Raw genomic sequence first — 20,384 nt, 5'->3', positions numbered from 1 at the left:
CGGTCCTGTCCGACGCCGACTACCACCGCCTGGCCCAGGAAGCGCTGGCGCGCATCGAGGCCACCGCCGACCGCCTGCTGCAGCAGGACGTCGTCGACATCGACACCACGCGCACCGGCGGCCTGCTGGAGCTGTCCTTCCCGAACGGCAGCAAGATCGTCGTCAACACCCAGCCGCCGCTGCAGGAGCTGTGGCTGGCGGCGCGCGGCGGCGGCTTCCACTACCGCTGGGCAGACGGCCGCTGGGCCGACACGCGCGACGGCAGCGAGTTCTTCGAGGCGCTCAGCCAGCACGCCAGCACCCAGGCCGGCAAGCCGGTGGTGTTCTGAGCCGCGCGCCGGCGCAAAGCCGGCGTTCAGCGGTTGAACAGGTCGAGGATCGTCTTGCGTTCCTCGTTCGTCGGCGCCTGCGGCACGGCGTCGCTCAAGCCGACGCTGGACACGCCGGCGCCTTCTTGGTACTCCTCGTACATCCAGACGCCGTCGGCCTGCACGACGCCCAGCGGCGCGAGCGGTTCGAACACCGGCACGCCGCGCAGCGCGGTCTGCATGTACTCGATCCACACCGGCAGCGCGCGGCCGCCGCCGGTCTCGCGGTCGCCGAGTTTCTTCGGCGTGTCGTAGCCGATCCAGACCACCGCCACCAGCGTCGGCTGGTAGCCGGCGAACCAGGCGTCCATCGAGTCGTTGGTGGTGCCGGTCTTGCCGAACAGGTCGGGGCGTTTGAGGGTCGCCTGGGCGCGCGCGGCGGTGCCGGCGCGCGCCACGTTCTGCAGCAGCGATCCCATCACGAAGGCGTTGCGCTCGTCGAGCACACGCATGGACTCGTCGCGCGGCTTGAGCTGCGTCTCCTGCAGCACGCGGCCCTTGACGTCGGTGATGCGCGTGATCAGCACCGGCGTGACGCGGTAGCCGCCGTTGGCGAACACGCCGTAGGCGCTGGCCATCTGCATCGGCGTCACCGAGCCGGCGCCCAGCGCCATCGTCAGATAGGCCGGGTGGCGCTCGGCCTCGAAGCCGAAACGTGTCGCCCACTGCTGGGCGAAGGGCGCGCCGATCGACTGCAGCACCCGGATCGACACCATGTTCTTGGACTTCGCCAGCGCCGCCTGCAGCGTCATCGGGCCCTCGAACTTGCCGTCGTAGTTCTTCGGCTCCCAGGGCTGGCTGCCGGTGACGGTGGCGTCGAAGAACAGCGGCGCGTCGTTGACGACGGTGGCCGGCGTGAAGCCCTTGTCCAGCGCCGCCGAGTAGATGAAGGGCTTGAACGACGAACCCGGCTGGCGCCAGGCCTGGGTCACGTGGTTGAACTTGTTCTTGCCGAAGTCGAAGCCGCCGACCATCGCGCGCAGCGCGCCGTTGCGCGGGTCGATGGCGACGAGTGCGCCCTCGACCTCGGGCAACTGGGTCAGCGTCCAGTTGCCCTTGGCGTCCTGCATCGCGCGCACGACCGCGCCGCGGCGGATCTGGTTCTTCGGCCCGGCCTTGTCCGACAGCCCGGAGGTGACCGGCTTCAGGCCGTCTCCGGTGACGGTGATGGTGTCGCCGGACTGCAGCATCGCGACGACCTTGCGCGGCGCCGCCTCGAGCACGACGGCGCTGCGCAGGTCGTCGTTGTCGGGGTGGTCGGACAGCGCTTCGGCGACGCGGGCGTCGACCAGCGCCAGGTCGCCCGGCAGGTCGATGTAGGCCTCGGGGCCGCGGTAGACACGCCTGAGCTCGTAGTCCATCAGGCCGCGGCGCAGTGCCCGGTAGGCGGCCATCTGCTGCGTCGAGTCGATCGTCACCCAGGCGTTGAGGCCGCGCGTGTAGGTCTCCTCGCCGTACTGGGCGAAGATCAGCTGGCGCACCTGCTCGGCGACGAACTCGGCGTGCACCGCGATGTCGCGCGGCACCCGGTAGTGCAGCTTCTCCTCCAGCGCCGTGTCGTGCTCGGCCTCGGTGATGAAGCCGTTCTCGAACATGCGTTCGATGATGTAGCGCTGGCGCAGCTCGGCGCGCTTCGGGTTGGCGACCGGGTTGTAGGCCGACGGCGCCTTGGGCAGCCCGGCGAGCATCGCCGCCTCGGCCACCGTCACGTCCGCGAGCTTCTTGCCGAAATAGATCTCCGCGGCCGCGGCAAAGCCGTTGGCGCGCTGGCCGAGGTAGATCTGGTTCATGTAGGCCTCGAGGATCTGGTCCTTCGAGAGCTGGCGCTCGATCTTCAGCGCCAGCAGGATCTCGTAGATCTTGCGCGTGAAGGTCTTCTCGGTCGACAGGTAGAAGTTGCGCGCCACCTGCATCGTGATCGTCGAGGCGCCCTGGCTGCGCGCGTCGCGCAGGTTCTCGATCGCTGCACGCGCCACGCCCTTGTAGTCGACGCCGCCGTGCTCGTAGAAGCGTGCGTCCTCGGCGGCGAGCACCGCGTTCTTCATCACCGCCGGGATCTGCGCGATCGGCGTGAAGTTGCGCCGCTCCTCGCCGAACTCGCCGAGCAGCACGCCGTCGCTGGAGAACACGCGCAGCGGCAGCTTGGGCCGGTAGTCGGTGAGGCTGGCGATCTCGGGCAGCTGCGGATAGGCCACCGCCAGCGCGACGCCCACCACCATCAGGAGCGCCAGCACGGCCGCCACGGCCAGACCGGCCAGCCAGGCCAGTGCCATCAGCAGCAGGCTGCCGAGCGTACGACGGGGACGGGGTTTGGACGCGCCACCGGAAGGCGCCGGCGCCCGCTCGGGCGCGGGATCGTTAGAGGACATGGGGATCCCGTGGACAGGTCGGCGCGATTATAGGAAGGGGCCCGGGCTGGGGACTCTCCCGGCACGGCCCGTGACATTCCTCACGCCGGCACTGAGGCCGGCGCCCGCCGGGTGTTGCGGGGCCGTCAGCGGGGCTCCCGATTCGTCGCCGTCCGTGCAGTAGTTGCGCCCGTTTCTCTGCGATTTACAAAGGCTTTACTGCTAGCATTCAAGTAACTCTTTAACAAGCTCGGGTTGGATCCCGCCTGCCTGGGGAGCGTGAGCTTTGAGCTTTCTCGACAATCTTCTGGGCCGCCAGCACCCACCGATGATCGGGCTGGACATCAGCTCGTCGAGCGTCAAGCTCGTCGAGTTGGGGCGAGCGCCGTCCGGTGAGTTCGTGCTCGAACGTTTTGCCACCGAGCCGTTCGAGAAAGGCTGGATCACCGACGGCCAGATCGAGAAGTTCGACGAAGTCGCCGAGGCCGTGCGCCGCGTCGTCGCCAAGAGCGGCACGCGCAGCAAGAACGTCGTCATGGCGATGCCGCAGTCGGCCGTCATCACGAAGAAGATCATGCTGCCGGCCGGGCTGCGCGACGAGGAGATGGAGCTGCAGGTCGAGTCCGAGGCCAACCAGTACATCCCGTTCTCGCTCGACGAGGTGAGCCTGGACTTCTGCGTCATCGGCCCCAGCGCCACCTCCGCCGGCGACGTCGAGGTGCTGATCGCCGCCAGCCGCAAGGACCGCGTGCAGGACCGCCAGGGCCTGGCCGAGGCCGCGGGGCTGAAGCCAGTGGTGCTGGACATCGAGTCGCACGCCTCGCGCCTGGCGATGAGCCGGGTCGTCGCCGCGCTGCCCAACGAGGGCCGCGACGCGCTGGTGGCGCTGTTCGAGATCGGCGCCGACACGACGAGCCTGAAGGTGCTGCGCGACGACGACATGCTCTACGACCGCGACCAGGCCTTCGGCGGCTCTCAGCTCACGCAGCTGATCAGCCGCCAGTACGGTTTCTCGTTCGAGGAGGCCGAGGCCAAGAAGCTCACCGGCGACCTGCCCGAGGACTACGAGAGCGCGCTGCTCGCGCCCTTCGTCGACAGCCTGTCGCAGGAGATCGGGCGTGCGCTGCAGTACTTCTTCACCAGCACGCCGCACCACAAGGTGCACTACGTGATGCTGGCCGGCGGCACCGCGACGCTGCCCGGGCTGAAGGACCGCGTCACCGAACTCACCGGCTTCGCCTCGCAGGTCGTGAACCCGTTCGACAACATGCAGCTCGGCTCGGCCGTGCGCGAGAGCCGCGTGCGCCGCGAAGCGCCGTCGTACCTGACGGCCTGCGGCCTCGCGATGCGGAGGTTCATGCAGTGATCCTCATCAACCTGCTGCCGCATCGCGAGGAGAAGCGGCGCCAGCGCAAGCGTGCGTTCGTCGTCGGCCTCGGGCTGGCGGCTTTCGCCGGGGTGGGCATCGTCGGCGTCTGGTACACCGGGCTGCAGCAGCTGACCTCGTCGCAGATGGAGCGCAACGAGTTCCTGCGCTCCAGGATCTCCCTGCTGGACAAGGAGATCAAGGACATCGCCACGCTGCGCTCCGAGATCGAGGCGCTGAAGTCGCGCCAGAAGGCGGTCGAGGACCTGCAGACCGACCGCAACACGCCGGTCTACCTGCTCAACGAGCTCGTCAAGCAGACGCCCGAAGGTGTCTACCTGACCGCCATCCGCCAGAACGGGCAGACCGTGGCCATCTCCGGGGTCGCGCAGACCAACGAGCGCGTCTCGGAGTTCCTGCGCAACGCGCTGTACAACTCGCCTTGGCTGGAGCGCCCCGAACTCGTCGAGATCAAGGCGCGCAACGCCGCGCCGAACAGCCGCGACACCTCGCGCCTGTTCGACTTCTCGATGCGCGTGACGCTCAAGCGCCCGCAGTCCCCGGCCGCCGCCGCCGCGCCCGCCAAGGGTGCGTCGGCCGCCGCCGCGAAGTCTTCCTGAGGCGAGCATGGCCCGTAACGTCAACATCGACCTCGGCGGCCTGTTCGAACGGGCGGCCTCCCAGTTCCGCGGCCTCAACCGCAACGAGCCCGGCCAGTGGCCGCCGCTGCCCAAGGCCGCGGCCTGGGGTGCCGCGGCGCTGGCGGTCGTCGTGCTCGGCTGGTTCCTGCTGCTGTCGGCGGCCAACGACGAACTGCAGGCCGAACGCGACCGCGAGCCGGCGCTGAAGACCGAGTACCGCAACAAGCTCGCGCAGGCCGTGAACATCTCCGAGCTGCGCAAGCAGAAGGAGCAGGTGCAGGAGTACGTGACCCAGCTCGAGCGCCAGCTGCCCGGCAAGGCCGAGATGGACGCGCTGCTGTCGGACATCAACCAGGCCGGCCTTGGCCGCGGCCTGCAGTTCGAGCTCTTCCGGCCCGGCCAGGTCGAGGTCAAGGACTACTACGCCGAGCTGCCGATCGCGCTCAAGGTCTCGGGCCGCTACCACGACGTCGGCGCCTTCGCCGCCGACGTCGCCAACCTGTCGCGCATCGTGACGCTGCAGAACCTCACGATCACCCAGCTGCCCAAGGAAGCCAACGGCATGCTGCAGATGGAGGCCACCGCGCGCACCTACCGCTACCTTGATCCGGCCGAGGTCGAGGAGCGCCGCAAGGCCAGTGCCTCGCAGCAGAAGAAGAAGGGAGGCCGCAAGTGAGCGCCACCCGGATGCTGCCCGTGATCGCGGCGCTGGCCGCGCTGCTGGCCGGCTGCGGCGACCGCACCGACGAACTGCAGGCCTGGATGGACCAGCAGCGCCACGAGGTCAAGCCCAACGTGCAACCGCTGCAGGCGCCCAAACGTTTCGACCCCGAACCGTATGCGCAGGCTCAAGGCGTCGAGCCTTTCAGCAACCAGAAGCTCTCGGTCGCCCTCAAGCAGGAAGCGCGGCAGCCGAACTCCCTTCTGGCATCGGAAATGAACCGGCGGCGCGAGCCGCTGGAGGCCTACCCGCTGGACAGCATGGCCATGGTCGGCAGTGTCGTGCGGGGCGGCCGTCAGTTCGCGCTGCTGCGCGTCGAGAACCTGCTGTACCAGGTGAAGCTGGGCGACTACCTGGGTCAGAACTACGGCCGGGTGACGCGCATCGCGGAAACCGAGATCGCGCTGCGCGAGGTCGTGCAGGACGCCGCCGGCGAGTGGGTCGAACGGCCCGCCGTGCTGCAACTCCAGGAGAGGGCGCGATGACGGCGTTGAAGGACACCGAGGAGATTCGAACGATGTTCAACTGGCGTGCCGTGCTTGCGGCCTTCGCGACCAGCGGCCTGCTGCTCGCCCCGGCTGCCCGGGCCGAACCGGCGATCCAGTCCATCAGCAGCACCCAGCAGTCCGGTGGCGAGGTGGTGCGCATCGAGCTCAGCGAGCCGCTGGCCGCGGTGCCCAACGGCTTCGCGGTGCAGAACCCGCCGCGCATCGCGGTGGACCTGCCGGGCGTGGGCAACGCGATGGGCCGCAACAGCGTGGAGGTCAACCAGGGCAACCTGCGTTCGGTCAGCGTCGCGCAGGCCGGCGAACGCACGCGCCTGGTGCTTAACCTGAAGCAGCCGACGAGCTACCGCGCCCAGCTGCAGGGCAACGCGCTGCTGCTGCTGCTGGACACCGTCGCGCCGCAGATCGCGGCCGCCGAGCAGGCGGTGCACTTCGCGCCGTCGCAGAACGTCGAGACGCAGAGCATCCGCGGCATCGACTTCCGCCGCGGCAGCGACGGCGCCGGCCGCATCGTCGTCAGCCTGCCGAGCGCGCAGCTCGGCGTCGACCTGCGCCAGCAGGGGCAGAACCTCGTCGTCGAGTTCCCGCGGGCGTCGCTGCCCGATGCGCTGCGCCGCCGACTGGACGTCACCGACTTCGGCACCCCGGTTCGCATCGTCTCGACGGTGCAGGCCGGCGACCGCGTGCGCATGGTCGTCGAGCCCACCGGCGCCTGGGAACACAGCGCCTACCAGACCGACGACCAGTTCGTGCTCGAGGTCCGGCCGCTGAAGATGGACCCGAACAAGCTCACGCAGGGCCCGGGCTACCAGGGCGAGAAGCTGTCGCTGAACTTCCAGAACATCGAAGTGCGCGCGCTGCTGCAGGTCATCGCCGACTTCACCAACTTCAACGTCGTGACCAGCGACACCGTCACCGGCACCGTCACGCTGCGGCTCAAGGACGTGCCCTGGGACCAGGCGCTGGACATCATCATGCAGAGCAAGGGCCTGGGCGTGAAGAAGTCCGGCAACGTGCTCTGGATCGCGCCGAAGGAGGAGCTGGCGGCCAAGGAGCAGGTCGACCTCGAGGCCAAGAAGAAGGTCGCCGAGCTCGAGCCGCTGCGCACCCAGTCCTTCCAGCTCAACTACACCAAGGCCGAGGTCGTGGCCAAGGGGCTGCTGGGCCAGAACCAGGGGCAGGGCGGGTCGGGTTCGTCGCAGACCACGCGCATCCTGTCGCCGCGCGGCAGCGTCATCTACGAGACGCGCACCAACCAGCTCTTCGTCTCCGACATCCCGGGCAAGCTCGAGGAGATCACCCAGCTGATCGCCAAGATCGACATCCCGGTGCGCCAGGTGATGATCGAGGCGCGCATCGTCGAGGCCGACGACACCTTCGGCCGCGCGCTGGGTGTCAAGCTCGGCGCCAGCGACATGCGCAGCAGCTTCGGCAACAACGGCGGCGTCAGCGTCGGCGGCAACTACGACGCCGTCGGCGTGCAGACGGGCCAGGTCAGCGACACGATCGACTACTCGAACACCCAGTTCGTGAACCTGGGCGCCAACGTCTCGTCGTCGAACTTCGGCGGCTCGTCGGCGGCGACCTTCGCGGTGTCGCTGTTCAACTCGAGCCTGACGCGTTTCCTGAACCTGGAACTGTCGGCGCTGGAAGCCGACGGCAAGGGCAAGATCGTCTCCAGCCCGCGGGTCATCACCGCCGACCAGGAGAAGGCGCTGATCGAGCAGGGCGAGGAACTGCCGTACCAGGAGAGCACCTCCAGCGGTGCCACCTCGATCAGCTTCCGCAAGGCGAGCCTGAAGCTCGAGGTGACGCCGCAGATCACGCCCGAAGGCAACGTCATCCTGGACGTCGACGTCAACAAGGACAGCGTCGGCCGCTCGACGACCGCGGGCTTCGCGATCGACACCAAGCACGTGAAGACCAAGGTGCTGGTGGAGAACGGCGGCACCGTCGTCATCGGCGGCATCTACACGCAAAGCGAGAGCAACGACGTCAGCAAGGTGCCGCTGCTCGGCGACATCCCGGTGCTCGGCGTGCTGTTCCGCAGCACGACGCGCACCTCCAGCAAGACCGAGCTGCTGGTGTTCCTGACGCCCAAGATCGTCACCGACCGCGCCGCGGTCCGCTGACCCAATATCCCGTCAGAGGGGAGGAAATCCATGTCGATGTTGAAGAGGCTGTTCGCCCTGGTGGCCTTGCTGGCCCTGGCCGCGTGCGGTGGGGGGAGCAGCAATCCCAAGGCGCCGGACAACGACACCGACGGTGCCGCGTCGATGACACTGTCGCTGTCCTCGGGCACCGTGACGGCGGCCTCGCCAGCGACGGTGACCGCGAGGCTGAAGACCGCCGCCGGCAAGTCCGCCTCCGGTGTCGTCGTGAGCTTCTCGACCACCAACGGCAACGGCAGCCTGAGCGCCGAGACCGCCTTGTCCGACGAGGACGGCGTGGCCACGGTCACGCTGTCGCCGGCGTCCTCCACGACGGCCGGCGCCGACACGGTGGTGGCCACGGCGGAGATCGGTGACGAGACCGTCACCGCATCCAAGGGCTTCAGCCTCGTCGCGACCAACTCGACCATCACGAGCTTGACCGCCGACAGCGGAACCTCCAGCGGCTCGCCGGTCAGCGCCTACGGTCAGACCGTGCTGACGGTCTCGCTGAGCGGCGTCGGCACGACGGCACCGGCCACCTTGGCGCTCACCTCCTCCTGCGTCGCCGCCGGCAAGGCGACGATCTCTCCGGCCAGCACGACGGTCACCACCAGCCCGGTGTACTTCACGTACAAGGATGAAGGCTGTGGCGCGACGCTGAGCACCGACACCGTCACGGCGTCGATCTCGGGCACCACGGTGTCCTCGACGCTGGGTCTGTTCATCGGCTCGCCGACGGCCAACAACATCGTGTTCGTCAGCGCCTCGCCCGAGACGATCTACCTCCAGGGCTCGGGCCTGACGACCTCGTCGACCGTCGTCTTCCAGGTCAACGACCGCTCCGACAACCCGCTGCCCAACCAGTCGGTGACGCTGTCGCTGACGACCTTCACCGGCGGCCTGACGATCCAGGGCGGCCAGAGCGCGGTGACGCGCACGACGGACGACGACGGCCAGGTCAGCGTCCTGGTGAACTCCGGGACCGTGCCGACCCCGGTGCGCGTGACCGCCGCGCTCGCCAGCGGCGTCTCCACCGTCTCCAGCAACCTGGCGGTGGCCGTCGGCCTGCCCTCGCAACTCAACTTCTCGCTGTCGCAGGACACGCTGAACATCGAGGGTTACAACATCGACGGCACGACGAACACCTACACGATCTACGCCGCGGACCGCAGCGCCAACCCGGTGCCCGCCGGCACGACGATCAGCTTCTGGGCCGAGGGTGGCCAGGTCGCGTCGAGCGCACAGACCCGGCTCAGCGGCTCGATCGCCTCGGCGACGGTCAACTTCGTGTCGCAGGCGCCGCGTCCCGCGGACGGCCGGGTCACGATCGTCGCCTACGCGGTCGGGGAAGAGTCGTTCATCGACCTCGACGGCGACAACGTCTGGGACAGCACCGAGCCGTTCCAGGACCTGGGCGACGTCACGAAGGACAAGCTGTTCGACGCCACGTTCGACGCTTCGTTCGACGAGTTCGTCTCGCTGACCGGCGCCGATGTCAGCGCCTGTGTCGACCGCAGCTCGACCTACCCGATCCTGCAACTGATCCCGGCCGGGGCAGACGCCTGGATCCCGAGCCGTCCGGCCACCTGTGACGGCACCTGGACCCAGCGCACCTACGTCCGGCGCTCGGTGGAGACCGTGCTGTCGACCTCTGCGGCCGGCGCCGTCTGGCTCGACACGAGCGGCCTGACGAATGCCGCCTGCACCGCCAACGCGATCACCAAGACGAGCGGCCCCACGCTCACCTCGCCAGCGGTGAGCGTCACCAAGGTCGCGATGTCGGGTGGCGACACGGTGTACACCGGGTCCTACGCCGGCAGTCTGTACTTCGCGGCGACGGACAACAACGCCTACCGCTTCAACCCGATGGCGGCCGCAACGGTGGTGAGCGCCACCGCCCAGACCACCGGCCTGACGGTGAAGGTGGCGGGTGGCTCGCCCGTCGTCAGCACGACCGCGCCGTTCCCGGGTGTCGGCGTCAGCTACGAGTTCGGCGACGACGCCACCGTCCCGGGGGCGCTCGCCCTGTCGTTCAAGTCGCCGAGCGGCCTGACCACGACCTACACCGTCACCGTCGACCCGAGGTCGACGCCCACGACGCCCTGCACGATCCAGTGATCGTCTCCCTCGTCGGCATGCCCGGCAGTGGCAAGTCCACTGTCGGGCGCCATCTGGCGCGGCAGCTTGGCCTTCGGTTCGTCGACAGTGATGCCGAGATCGAGCGCCAGCTCGGCGGCAGCATCCGCGACTTCTTCGCTGCCCAGGGGGAGGACGCGTTCCGCGACCTGGAGCAGCGCACGATCGACGAGCTGACGCGCCAGCCGGGCTGCGTGCTGGCCACCGGCGGCGGCGCCGTGCTGCGGCCGGCCAACCGCGAGGCGCTGCACGCCCGCACCCAGGTCTTCTACCTGCGGTCGACGCCGGAAGAACTCTTCCGCCGCCTGCGCCACGACAGCACGCGGCCTCTGCTTCAGGTGGCCGACCCGCAGCGCAAGCTGCGCGATCTGTTCCGTGATCGCGACCCGCTGTACCGCCGCTGCGCCCATTTCGTCGTCGAGACCACCCGGCCCTCGGTGCCGGCATTGATCGGCATGGTGCTGATGCAGCTGGAACTGGCCGGCATCATCGACCCGGACCGCGTGCCTTCGCCGATCGACCACCCGCCAGGCGAACCGCCCGCCGCGCGGCGCTGAGGCGGTCGCAGCCTGCCCCGTACACTGGTGGCATGTCCGAGCCCGTCACCGTCTCCGTCGCCACTCCCGATTCGCGCTACGACATCCTGATCGCTGGCGGCCTGCTGGCCCGGGCCGGGTCGTGGGCCGGCCTGCCGCGCTCGGCTTCGGCGGTCATCGTCACCAACACCACGGTCGATCCGCTGCACGGCGACGCGCTGCGGCGCGCGCTGGCGCCGCTGCACCGCGACGTCAGCACCGTCGTGCTGCCCGACGGCGAGGCGCACAAGACCTGGCAGACGCTGAACCTGATCTTCGACCACCTGCTCGGGCGCGGCTGCGACCGCAAGACGGTGCTCTACGCGCTCGGCGGCGGCGTCGTCGGCGACATCACCGGCTTCGCGGCGGCCAGCTACATGCGCGGCGTGCCCTTCGTGCAGGTGCCGACCACGCTGCTGGCCCAGGTCGACTCCTCGGTGGGCGGCAAGACCGCGATCAACCACCCGCTGGGCAAGAACATGATCGGCGCGTTCTACCAGCCGCGCCGCGTGATCTGCGACCTCGACACGCTGGACACGCTGCCGGCGCGCGAAGTGAGCGCCGGGCTGGCCGAGATCATCAAGTACGGGCCGATCGCCGACGCCGGTTTCCTCGACTGGATCGAGGCGAACGTCGATGCGCTGCGCGCGCGCGACCGCGCAGCGCTGGCGTTTGCCGTGCGGCGCTCCTGCGAGATCAAGGCCGAGGTCGTCGGCCAGGACGAACGCGAAGCCGGCCTGCGCGCGATCCTCAACTTCGGCCACACCTTCGGCCATGCGATCGAAGCCGGCCTGGGTTATGGCGAATGGCTGCACGGCGAAGCCGTCGGCTGCGGCATGGTGATGGCCGCCGAGCTGTCGGCGCTGCTCGGCCGGGTGCCGGCGGCCTTCGTCGAGCGCCTGCAGCGTTTGTGCGAACGCGCCGGCCTGCCGGTGCGCGGGCCGCGGCTGGGCATCGAGCGCTACCTCGAGCTGATGCGTGTCGACAAGAAGGCTGAAGGCGGCGAGATCCGCTTCGTGCTGATCGAGGCCCCGGGCCGCGCCGTCGTGCGCGCGGCTCCCGACGCGCTGGTCGCCCAGGCGATCGAGCGCCACCTCGTGGCGTGAACGACACCGGGCTGGCTCCGTGGGCGGTCGATCCGTGGCGCAGCCGCGGCCGGCGCATCGACGAGGGTTCGTCGGCGCCGCGCACCGAGCACCAGCGCGACCGCGACCGCATCGTTCACAGCACCGCGTTCCGGCGCCTGGTCTACAAGACCCAGGTCTTCGTCAACCATGAAGGCGACCTGTTCCGCACCCGGCTGACGCATTCGCTGGAAGTCGCCCAGCTCGGGCGTTCCGTCGCGCGCCAGCTGCGGCTGAACGAGGAGTTGATCGAGGCGCTGGCGCTGGCCCACGACCTCGGCCACACGCCGTTCGGACACGCCGGCCAGGACGTGCTGAACCAGTGCATGGCCGATCACGGCGGCTTCGAGCACAACCTGCAGAGCCTGCGGGTCGTCGACAAGCTGGAGCAGCGTTATCCGGAGTTCGACGGCCTGAACCTGACGTTCGAGACCCGCGAGGGCATCCTCAAACACTGCTCGCAGCGCCATGCGGAGCTGATGTGCGCCACCGAGCCCGACGGCCCGGCGCGGCGTTTCCTCGACGGCACGCAGCCTTCGCTGGAGGCGCAGATCGTCAACCTCGCCGACGAGGTGGCCTACAACGCCCACGACGTCGACGACGGCGTGCGCTCCGGGCTGATCACGATGGAGCAGCTCGACGGCCTGGCGCTGTACGCGCGTTTTCGCGACGAGGCGCTGGCCGCGCATCCGCGGCTGGCCACGATGCCGCCGCGCCGGCTGCTGTTCGAGACGCTGCGGCGGCTGCTGTCGGCGCTGGTCTACGACCTGATCGACGAGACCCACCGCCAGCTCGCCCGGCACCGGCCGCAAGACGCCGACGCGCTGCGCCGGCTGCCGCGCATCGCCGCGTTCAGCGACGCGGTGCGCGAGCCGCTGGCCGAGCTGAAGCGTTTCCTGTTCAAGGAGCTGTACCGCCATCCGCAGGTCGTCGACGTGACGGCCCGTGCGCGCACCGTCGTCGCCGAACTCTTCGCCGCCTACGTCGCCGCGCCGCAGGAGATGCCGGCCGACTTTGCCGGCGCCAGCGACTTCCACCGTGCGGTGGCCGACTACATCGCCGGCATGACCGACCGCTTCGCGCTGCGCGAGCACCAGCGGCTGACCGGCCGCGACCTGTTCGCGCTCTGAACGATGGCCCGGCTGCCGCGCCTCGTGCTGCCCGGCTGCGGCCATCTCGTCGTCCAGCGCGGGCACGACGGGCGCAGCGTGTTCGCCGATGACGAGGACCGGCGCGCCTTCGTCGCCGCGCTGCGCGAAGCGGCCGCGGCACACCGCGTGGCGATCCATGCCTACGCGCTGGCCGACGCCGAGGTCCAGATCGTCGCGACACCACCGGCCGAGGACGCGCTGGGCCGCATGATGCAGGCGCTGGGCCGGCGTTACGTCGCCGCCTACCGCCAGCGCCACGGCGGCCGCGGCACGCTGTGGGACGGCCGCTACCGTTGCGCGCCGGTCGAGCCGGGCGCGTGGCTGCTGGCCGCGCTGCGGCTGGTCGACGCCGCGGCGCCGTGGTCCAGCGCGGCGCACCGCACCGGCGGGCGCGACCCGCTGGTCGTCGACCCGCCGGAAGTCTGGCAGCTGGGCAACACGCCGTTCGAACGCGAGGCGGCTTACCGCCGCCTGCTGGAGACCGGTGTCGCACCCGCCGAAGCGGCCGCCCTGCGCGAGGCGGCGCTGGGCGGCTGGGCGGCCGGCGGGCCGGCCTTCCTGGCCCGTCTGGGCGAACAGACGAGCCGGCCGCTGCGCCCGCGGCCGCGCGGGCGGCCGCCGCGCCCGGCCCCGGCGCGTCCGCTGAACTGAACCTCCCGGCGGGAGGAAGACCGCCGCGCAGGCTGCGGCGGGTCCGGACTTTCCCCGAGTCGTCGTCCCGCCGTCGGCTGCCTGCCGCCGCCGGGCGGCGCCGGTCTCGCACCAAACCTTGTCGCAAGCGCGTGCCCTGCGCGACCTGGGCGGGCGTTCTCCGCTGCCGGCGCACCGCGCACGAACAGGCTGCACCGTCCCGGCGCATCACTCTGTCCCCATTAAAGAGAGTCGCAACCGACGAGCCTCTTTGTTGTGGTGTCTGACCCTATTTATTCGGGCTTGCCCTCATAGGGAGCGTGGGTTAGGCTCGCGCTCCCCCCTGAATGCCCGGAGATCGCCATGCGCGACGCAGCCACCGCCACGCCCGCGACCGTCGACGAAGTCCAGCTCGCCCAAGGCGGCCTGTACGACCCGCGCAACGAACACGACGCCTGCGGCGTCGGCTTCGTCGCCCACATCAAGGGGCGAAAAGCGCACTCGATCGTCGAGCAGGGCCTGAAGATCCTGGAGAACCTGGACCACCGCGGCGCCGTCGGGGCCGACGCGCTGATGGGCGACGGCGCGGGCATCCTGATCCAGATCCCCGACGACCTGTACCGCGCCGAGATGGCCGACCAGGGCATCGAACTGCCGCCGCCGGGGGAGTACGGCGTCGGCATGATCTTCCTGCCCAAGGAGCACGCCTCGCGCCTGGCCTGCGAGCAGGAGATGGAGCGCGCGATCAAGGCCGAAGGCCAGGTGCTGCTCGGCTGGCGCGACGTGCCGGTCGACCGCGAGATGCCGATGTCGCCGACGGTGCGCAAGAAGGAGCCGGTGATCCGCCAGGTCTTCATCGGCCGTGGCCACGACGTCATCGTGCCCGACGCGCTGGAGCGCAAGCTCTACGTGATCCGCAAGACCGCCTCGGCCGCGATCCAGCGCCTGAAGCTCACCCACAGCCGCGAGTACTACGTGCCCAGCATGAGCTGCCGCACGGTGATCTACAAGGGCCTGCTGCTCGCCGACCAGGTCGGCCAGTACTACCGCGACCTCGCCGACCCGCGCACGACCTCGGCGCTGGCGCTGGTGCACCAGCGTTTCTCGACCAACACCTTCCCGGAATGGCCGCTGGCGCACCCGTACCGAATGGTCGCGCACAACGGCGAGATCAACACCGTCAAGGGCAACTTCAACTGGATGCGCGCCCGCGAGGGCGTGATGAAGTCGCCGGTGCTCGGCGACGACCTGAAGAAGCTCTACCCGATCAGCTTCGAGCACCAGAGCGACACCGCGACCTTCGACAACACGCTCGAGCTGCTGACGATGTCGGGCTACCCGCTCGCGCACGCGGCGATGATGATGATCCCGGAAGCCTGGGAGAACCACGAGCTGATGGACACGCGCCGGCGCGCGTTCTACGAGTACCACGCGGCGATGCTCGAGCCCTGGGACGGCCCGGCGGCGATGGTCTTCACCGACGGCCGCCAGATCGGCGCCACGCTCGACCGCAACGGCCTGCGTCCGGCGCGCTACATCGTCACCGACGATGACATCGTCGTCATGGCCTCGGAGTCCGGCGTGCTGCCGATCCCCGAGAACAGCATCGTCAAGAAGTGGCGCCTGCAGCCGGGCAAGATGTTCCTGATCGACCTGGAGCAGGGCCGCATCGTCGACGACGAGGAACTGAAGAACCAGTTCGCCAACGCGCGCCCGTACCGCCAGTGGATCGACAACGTGCGCGTGCGCCTGGACGACGTGCAGGTGAACGCCGAGCCGGCCGCGTTCGCCGAGACCCTGCTCGACCGCCAGCAGGCCTTCGGCTACACGCAGGAGGACATCAAGTTCCTGCTCGCCCCGATGGCCGCCAACGGCGAGGAGGCGATCGGCTCGATGGGCAACGACAGCCCGCTGGCCGTGCTGTCGGACAAGAACAAGCCGCTGTACAGCTACTTCAAGCAGCTGTTCGCGCAGGTGACGAACCCGCCGATCGACCCGATCCGCGAAGCGATCGTCATGTCGCTGAACAGCTTCATCGGCCCGAAACCCAACCTGCTGGACATCAACGCGGTGAACCCGCCGATGCGCCTGGAGGTGACGCAGCCGGTGCTGGACTTCGACGCCATGGCGCGGCTGCGCTCGATCGAGAAGCACACCCACGGCAAGTTCCGCTGCTACGAGCTGGACATCACCTACCCGCTGGCCTGGGGCCGTGAAGGCGTCGAGGCCAAGCTGGCCTCGCTGTGCGCGGAGGCCGTGGATGCGCTCAAGAGCGACCACAACATCCTGATCATCACCGACCGCCGCATGGCGCGCGGCCAGGTGGCCATTCCCGCGCTGCTGGCGCTGTCGGCCATCCACCACCACCTGGTGCGTGCCGGCCTGCGCACCACGGCCGGCCTGGTCGTCGAGACCGGCTCGGCGCGCGAGGTGCACCACTTCGCGGTGCTCGCCGGCTACGGTGCCGAGGCCGTGCACCCGTACCTGGCGCTGGAGACGCTGGCGGCGATGCACGCCGAGCTGCCCGGTGCGCTGTCGGCCGACAAGGCGATCTACAACTACATCAAGGCCGTCGGCAAGGGTCTCTCGAAGATCATGTCGAAGATGGGCATCAGCACCTACATGTCGTACTGCGGTGCCCAGATCTTCGAGGCCATCGGCCTTCAGCGCGACTTCGTCCAGAAGTACTTCCGCGGCACCGCCAGCCAGGTCGGCGGCATCGGCGTCTTCGAGGTCGCCGAGGAAGCGGTGCGCATGCACCTGGCCGCGTTCGGCGACGACCCGGTGCTCGCGACCATGCTCGACGCCGGCGGCGAGTACGCCTGGCGCACGCGTGGCGAGGAGCACATGTGGACGCCCGACGCGATCGCCAAGCTGCAGCACGCGACACGCGGCAACCGCTGGGAGACGTACAAGGAGTACGCCCAGATCATCAACGACCAGAACCGCCGCCACATGACGCTGCGCGGCCTGTTCGAGTTCAAGGTCGATCCGAGCAAGGCGATTCCCCTCGAGGAGGTCGAGCCCGCCGCCGAGATCGTCAAGCGTTTCGCCACCGGCGCGATGTCGCTGGGTTCGATCAGCACCGAGGCGCACTCGACGCTGGCGCTGGCGATGAACCGCATCGGCGCCAAGAGCAACACCGGCGAAGGCGGCGAGGACCCGGCGCGCTACCGCAACGAGTTGAAGGGCATCCGGATCGCCGCCGGCACCAAGGTGTCGGACGTCGTCGGCAGCAAGGTCATCGAGGCCGACTACGTGATGCAGGAAGGCGACAGCCTGCGCTCGAAGATCAAGCAGGTGGCGTCCGGGCGCTTCGGCGTCACGACCGAGTACCTGGTCTCCGCCGACCAGATCCAGATCAAGATGGCCCAGGGCGCCAAGCCCGGCGAAGGCGGCCAGCTGCCGGGCGGCAAGGTCTCCGAGTACATCGGTTTCCTGCGCTACTCGGTGCCGGGTGTCGGCCTGATCAGCCCGCCGCCGCACCACGACATCTATTCGATCGAGGACCTGGCGCAGCTGATCCACGACCTGAAGAACGCCAACCCGCGCGCCTCGATCAGCGTCAAGCTGGTGTCCGAGGTCGGTGTCGGCACCGTCGCCGCCGGCGTCACCAAGTGCAAGGCCGACCACGTCGTCATCAGCGGCTACGACGGCGGCACCGGCGCCTCGCCGTGGAGCTCGATCAAACACTGCGGCACGCCCTGGGAGCTGGGCCTGGCCGAGACCCAGCAGACGCTGGTGCTCAACCGCCTGCGCGGGCGCATCCGCGTGCAGGCCGACGGCCAGATGAAGACCGGCCGCGACGTCGTCGTCGCCGCGCTGCTGGGCGCCGACGAGTTCGGCTTCGCGACCGCGCCGCTGGTCGTCGAGGGCTGCATCATGATGCGCAAGTGCCACCTCAACACCTGCCCGGTGGGCGTGGCCACGCAGGACCCGGTGCTGCGCGCCAAGTTCGCCGGCAAGCCCGAGCACGTCGTCAACTACTTCTTCTTCGTCGCCGAGGAAGCGCGCCAGATCATGGCGCAGCTGGGCATGCGCACCGTCGACGAGCTGATCGGCCGCGCCGACCTGCTCGACATGAAGAAGGGCATCGAGCACTGGAAGGCGCGTGGCCTGGACTTCAGCCGCGTGCTGCACCTGCCGGCCGCGCCCGCCGACGTGCCGCGCCTGCACTGCGAGAGCCAGGACCACGGCCTGGAGAAGGCGCTGGACCTGAAGCTGATCGAACGCTGCCGCCCGGCGATCGAACGCGGCGAGAAGGTGCAGTTCATGGAGGACGCACGCAACCGCAACCGCAGCGTCGGCGCGATGCTGTCGGGCGAGCTGGTGCGCCATCGCCCCGAAGGCCTGCCCGACCACACGATCTTCATGCAGATGGAAGGCACCGGCGGCCAGAGCTTCGGCGCCTTCCTCGCGCCGGGCATCACGCTGTACCTGATCGGCGACGCCAACGACTACACCGGCAAGGGCCTGTCCGGCGGACGTGTCGTCGTGCGCCCGTCGATCGAGTTCCGCGGTGACGCGACCAAGAACATCATCATCGGCAACACCGCGCTGTACGGCGCGACCAGCGGCGAGGCCTTCTTCCGCGGCGTCGCCGGCGAACGTTTCGCGGTCCGGCTGTCGGGCGCCTCGACCGTCGTCGAAGGCACCGGCGACCACGGCTGCGAATACATGACCGGCGGCACCGTCGTCGTGCTCGGCAGGACGGGGCGCAACTTCGCTGCCGGCATGTCGGGCGGCGTGGCCTACGTCTTCGACGAGGACGGCGAGTTCGCGCGCCGCTGCAACACCAGCATGGTCACGCTGGAGAAGGTGCTGCCGCGCGACGAGCAGGCCGGCGAGGCCGGTTCCTGGCACCGCGGCATGGCCGACGAGTCGCTGCTGAAGAAGCTGATCGAGGACCACCACCGCTGGACCGGCTCGCTGCGTGCGCGCGAGCTGCTCGACGCCTGGGCCGCCTCGCGTGCCAAGTTCGTCAAGGTGTTCCCGAACGAATACAAGCGTGCGCTCGCCGAACGTGCCGCCAAGGCCCAGGCCGAGGTCGCCACCGGCAAGGCCCGGGCCTCCGCCGCCGCCGTCGCCGCCAAGTAACCAGAACAGGACGAGAACCATCATGGGCAAGGTCACCGGCTTCCTCGAGTACGAGCGCCAGGAGGAGGGCTACACGCCCGTCGCCGAACGTCTGAAGACCTGGAAGGAGTTCGTCATCGGCCTGGACGAGCCGAAGGCGAAGATCCAGGGCGCACGCTGCATGGACTGCGGCACGCCGTTCTGCAACAACGGCTGTCCGGTCAACAACCTGATCCCCGACTGGAACGACCTGGTCTACCGCGGCGACTGGAAGAACGCGATCGAGGTGCTGCACTCGACGAACAACTTCCCCGAGTTCACCGGCCGCATCTGCCCCGCACCCTGCGAGGCGGCGTGCACGCTCAACGTCAACGGCGACGCCGTCGGCATCAAGAGCCTGGAACACGCGATCGTCGACCGCGCCTGGGCCGAAGGCTGGATCCGGCCGCTGCCGGCCGCGCACAAGACCGGCAGGAAGGTCGCCGTCGTCGGCTCCGGCCCGGCCGGCCTGGCCGCGGCGCAGCAGCTCGCGCGTGCCGGCCACGAGGTCACGGTGTTCGAGAAGAACCACCGCGTCGGCGGCCTGCTGCGCTACGGCATCCCGGACTTCAAGTTCGAGAAGTCGCACATCGACCGGCGCGTCGACCAGATGAAGGCCGAAGGCGTGGTCTTCCGCACCGGCGTGCTCGTCGGCGCGCTGCCCAAGGGCAGCAAGGTCACGAACGACGCCAAGGAGACGGTGTCGGCCGAACAGCTGCAGGCCGAGTTCGACGCCGTCATCCTGGCCGGCGGCGCCGAGCAGTCGCGCGACCTGCCGGTCCCCGGGCGTGATCTCGACGGCGTGCACTTCGCGATGGAGTTCCTGCCGCAGCAGAACAAGGTCGTCGCCGGCGACAAGGTCAAGGGCCAGATCCGGGCCGAAGGCAAACATGTCATCGTCATCGGCGGCGGCGACACCGGCAGCGACTGCGTCGGCACCAGCAACCGCCACGGCGCGGCCAGCGTCACGCAGTTCGAGCTGATGCCGATGCCGCCGCAGCAGGAAGACCGGCCGATGACCTGGCCGTACTGGCCGAGCAAGCTGCGCACCAGCTCCAGCCACGAGGAAGGCTGCGCGCGCGAGTTCGCCATCGCGACCAAGGAGTTCGTCGGCAGCAAGGGCAAGCTCACCGGCCTGAAGACGGTGAACGTGCAGTGGCAGGGCGGCAAGATGGTCGAGGTGCCCGGCAGCGAGCGCGAATGGAAGGCCGACCTGGTGCTGCTGGCGATGGGTTTCACCAACCCCGTGGCCAGCGTGCTCGAGGCCTTCGGCGTCGCCAAGGACGCACGCGGTAACGCCGCGGCCACGACCGAGGCCGCCGGCGGCTACCGCACAAGCGTGGCCAAGGTCTTCGCCGCCGGCGACATGCGCCGCGGCCAGTCGCTCGTCGTCTGGGCGATCCGCGAAGGCCGCCAGTGCGCGCGTGAGGTCGACGAGTTCCTGACCGGCTCGTCGCTGCTGCCGCGCTGAAATCGCGAGCGCAGGTCGCGGCAGCGTGTTGCCGTTCACAAGGCTTTACCGGGGGCTGAGTTCGGGCGAACCCGCAGCT

14 protein-coding genes are annotated in these 20,384 nt (G+C 69.4%); 13 read left to right on the top strand and 1 reads right to left on the bottom strand.

Translation table 11 applies throughout. The features are described from left to right. Nucleotides 1–5: 5 nt before the first annotated feature. Entirely contained in the window at nucleotides 6–329 is a 324-nt protein-coding gene (gene cyaY / locus EV684_RS00385; RefSeq protein WP_242478442.1) for an iron donor protein CyaY, read from the top strand. Nucleotides 330–355: 26 nt separating this feature from the next. On the opposite strand, the gene EV684_RS00380 is transcribed toward cyaY, so the two are convergent. Next, the gene (locus EV684_RS00380) at nucleotides 356–2,737 is read right to left on the bottom strand and encodes a penicillin-binding protein 1A (RefSeq protein WP_132644227.1); all 2,382 of its coding nucleotides are present in this window, start codon (nucleotides 2,735–2,737) and stop codon (nucleotides 356–358) included. Between the two features lie 265 nt (nucleotides 2,738–3,002). Here EV684_RS00380 and EV684_RS00375 point away from each other — a divergent pair, with 265 nt between their 5' ends. From EV684_RS00375 to EV684_RS00320, 12 genes are all read left to right on the top strand, one after another. Then, on the top strand, nucleotides 3,003–4,082 hold the full coding sequence (locus tag EV684_RS00375; protein ID WP_132644226.1) for a pilus assembly protein PilM: 1,080 nt from the start codon (nucleotides 3,003–3,005) through the stop codon (nucleotides 4,080–4,082). Then, nucleotides 4,079–4,702, top strand: a complete 624-nt coding sequence (locus tag EV684_RS00370) for a PilN domain-containing protein (protein WP_132644225.1) — start codon at nucleotides 4,079–4,081, stop codon at nucleotides 4,700–4,702. The genes EV684_RS00375 and EV684_RS00370 overlap by 4 nt, the downstream gene beginning before the upstream one ends. Nucleotides 4,703–4,709: 7 nt before the next feature. Beyond that, complete coding sequence (locus EV684_RS00365) at nucleotides 4,710–5,399, top strand: type IV pilus inner membrane component PilO (RefSeq protein WP_132644224.1); 690 nt, start codon at nucleotides 4,710–4,712, stop codon at nucleotides 5,397–5,399. Nucleotides 5,400–5,410: 11 nt separating this feature from the next. Continuing rightward, nucleotides 5,411–5,929: a pilus assembly protein PilP gene (locus tag EV684_RS00360; protein WP_132644742.1), complete on the top strand. Its 519-nt coding sequence runs from the start codon at nucleotides 5,411–5,413 to the stop codon at nucleotides 5,927–5,929. Further along, nucleotides 5,926–8,082, top strand: a complete 2,157-nt coding sequence (gene pilQ / locus EV684_RS00355) for a type IV pilus secretin PilQ (RefSeq protein WP_132644223.1) — start codon at nucleotides 5,926–5,928, stop codon at nucleotides 8,080–8,082. Before EV684_RS00360 ends, pilQ begins: the two co-directional genes overlap by 4 nt. Nucleotides 8,083–8,112: 30 nt before the next feature. Further along, nucleotides 8,113–10,221, top strand: a complete 2,109-nt coding sequence (locus tag EV684_RS00350; protein WP_132644222.1) for a hypothetical protein — start codon at nucleotides 8,113–8,115, stop codon at nucleotides 10,219–10,221. After that, on the top strand, nucleotides 10,218–10,796 hold the full coding sequence (locus tag EV684_RS00345) for a shikimate kinase (protein WP_132644221.1): 579 nt from the start codon (nucleotides 10,218–10,220) through the stop codon (nucleotides 10,794–10,796). The genes EV684_RS00350 and EV684_RS00345 overlap by 4 nt, the downstream gene beginning before the upstream one ends. Before the next feature lie 32 nt (nucleotides 10,797–10,828). Further along, nucleotides 10,829–11,920, top strand: a complete 1,092-nt coding sequence (gene aroB, locus EV684_RS00340; RefSeq protein WP_132644220.1) for a 3-dehydroquinate synthase — start codon at nucleotides 10,829–10,831, stop codon at nucleotides 11,918–11,920. Then, nucleotides 11,917–13,068 (top strand): deoxyguanosinetriphosphate triphosphohydrolase, encoded by a 1,152-nt coding sequence (locus EV684_RS00335; protein ID WP_132644219.1) that lies wholly within the window; start codon nucleotides 11,917–11,919, stop codon nucleotides 13,066–13,068. Before aroB ends, EV684_RS00335 begins: the two co-directional genes overlap by 4 nt. Before the next feature lie 3 nt (nucleotides 13,069–13,071). Next, a complete protein-coding gene (locus tag EV684_RS00330) occupies nucleotides 13,072–13,740 on the top strand; it encodes a transposase (RefSeq protein ID WP_132644218.1) in 669 nt (222 codons plus the stop codon). 342 nt (nucleotides 13,741–14,082) lie between these two features. Further along, a complete protein-coding gene (locus EV684_RS00325; RefSeq protein WP_132644217.1) occupies nucleotides 14,083–18,816 on the top strand; it encodes a glutamate synthase-related protein in 4,734 nt (1,577 codons plus the stop codon). A 22-nt stretch (nucleotides 18,817–18,838) separates the two neighbouring features. Beyond that, complete coding sequence (locus tag EV684_RS00320) at nucleotides 18,839–20,305, top strand: glutamate synthase subunit beta (RefSeq protein WP_132644216.1); 1,467 nt, start codon at nucleotides 18,839–18,841, stop codon at nucleotides 20,303–20,305. Nucleotides 20,306–20,384: the final 79 nt, after the last annotated feature.

Source organism: Rubrivivax gelatinosus, from assembly GCF_004340905.1.
Classification (GTDB): Bacteria; Pseudomonadota; Gammaproteobacteria; order Burkholderiales; family Burkholderiaceae_C; genus Rubrivivax; species Rubrivivax gelatinosus.
Note: the sequence above shows the minus strand (reverse complement) of the source record. Positions and strands in the feature narration are given on the sequence as shown.

Excerpts from the sequence above, each read along its gene's own strand:
- EV684_RS00380 (WP_132644227.1), bottom strand. The coding sequence starts at position 2,737 with ATGTCCTCTAACGATCCCGCGCCCGAGCGGGCGCCGGCGCCTTCCGGT.
- EV684_RS00365 (WP_132644224.1), top strand. The coding sequence starts at position 4,710 with ATGGCCCGTAACGTCAACATCGACCTCGGCGGCCTGTTCGAACGGGCG.
- EV684_RS00360 (WP_132644742.1), top strand. The coding sequence starts at position 5,411 with ATGCTGCCCGTGATCGCGGCGCTGGCCGCGCTGCTGGCCGGCTGCGGC.
- pilQ (WP_132644223.1), top strand. The coding sequence starts at position 5,926 with ATGACGGCGTTGAAGGACACCGAGGAGATTCGAACGATGTTCAACTGG.
- EV684_RS00350 (WP_132644222.1), top strand. The coding sequence starts at position 8,113 with ATGTCGATGTTGAAGAGGCTGTTCGCCCTGGTGGCCTTGCTGGCCCTG.
- aroB (WP_132644220.1), top strand. The coding sequence starts at position 10,829 with ATGTCCGAGCCCGTCACCGTCTCCGTCGCCACTCCCGATTCGCGCTAC.
- EV684_RS00330 (WP_132644218.1), top strand. The coding sequence starts at position 13,072 with ATGGCCCGGCTGCCGCGCCTCGTGCTGCCCGGCTGCGGCCATCTCGTC.
- EV684_RS00325 (WP_132644217.1), top strand. The coding sequence starts at position 14,083 with ATGCGCGACGCAGCCACCGCCACGCCCGCGACCGTCGACGAAGTCCAG.
- EV684_RS00320 (WP_132644216.1), top strand. The coding sequence starts at position 18,839 with ATGGGCAAGGTCACCGGCTTCCTCGAGTACGAGCGCCAGGAGGAGGGC.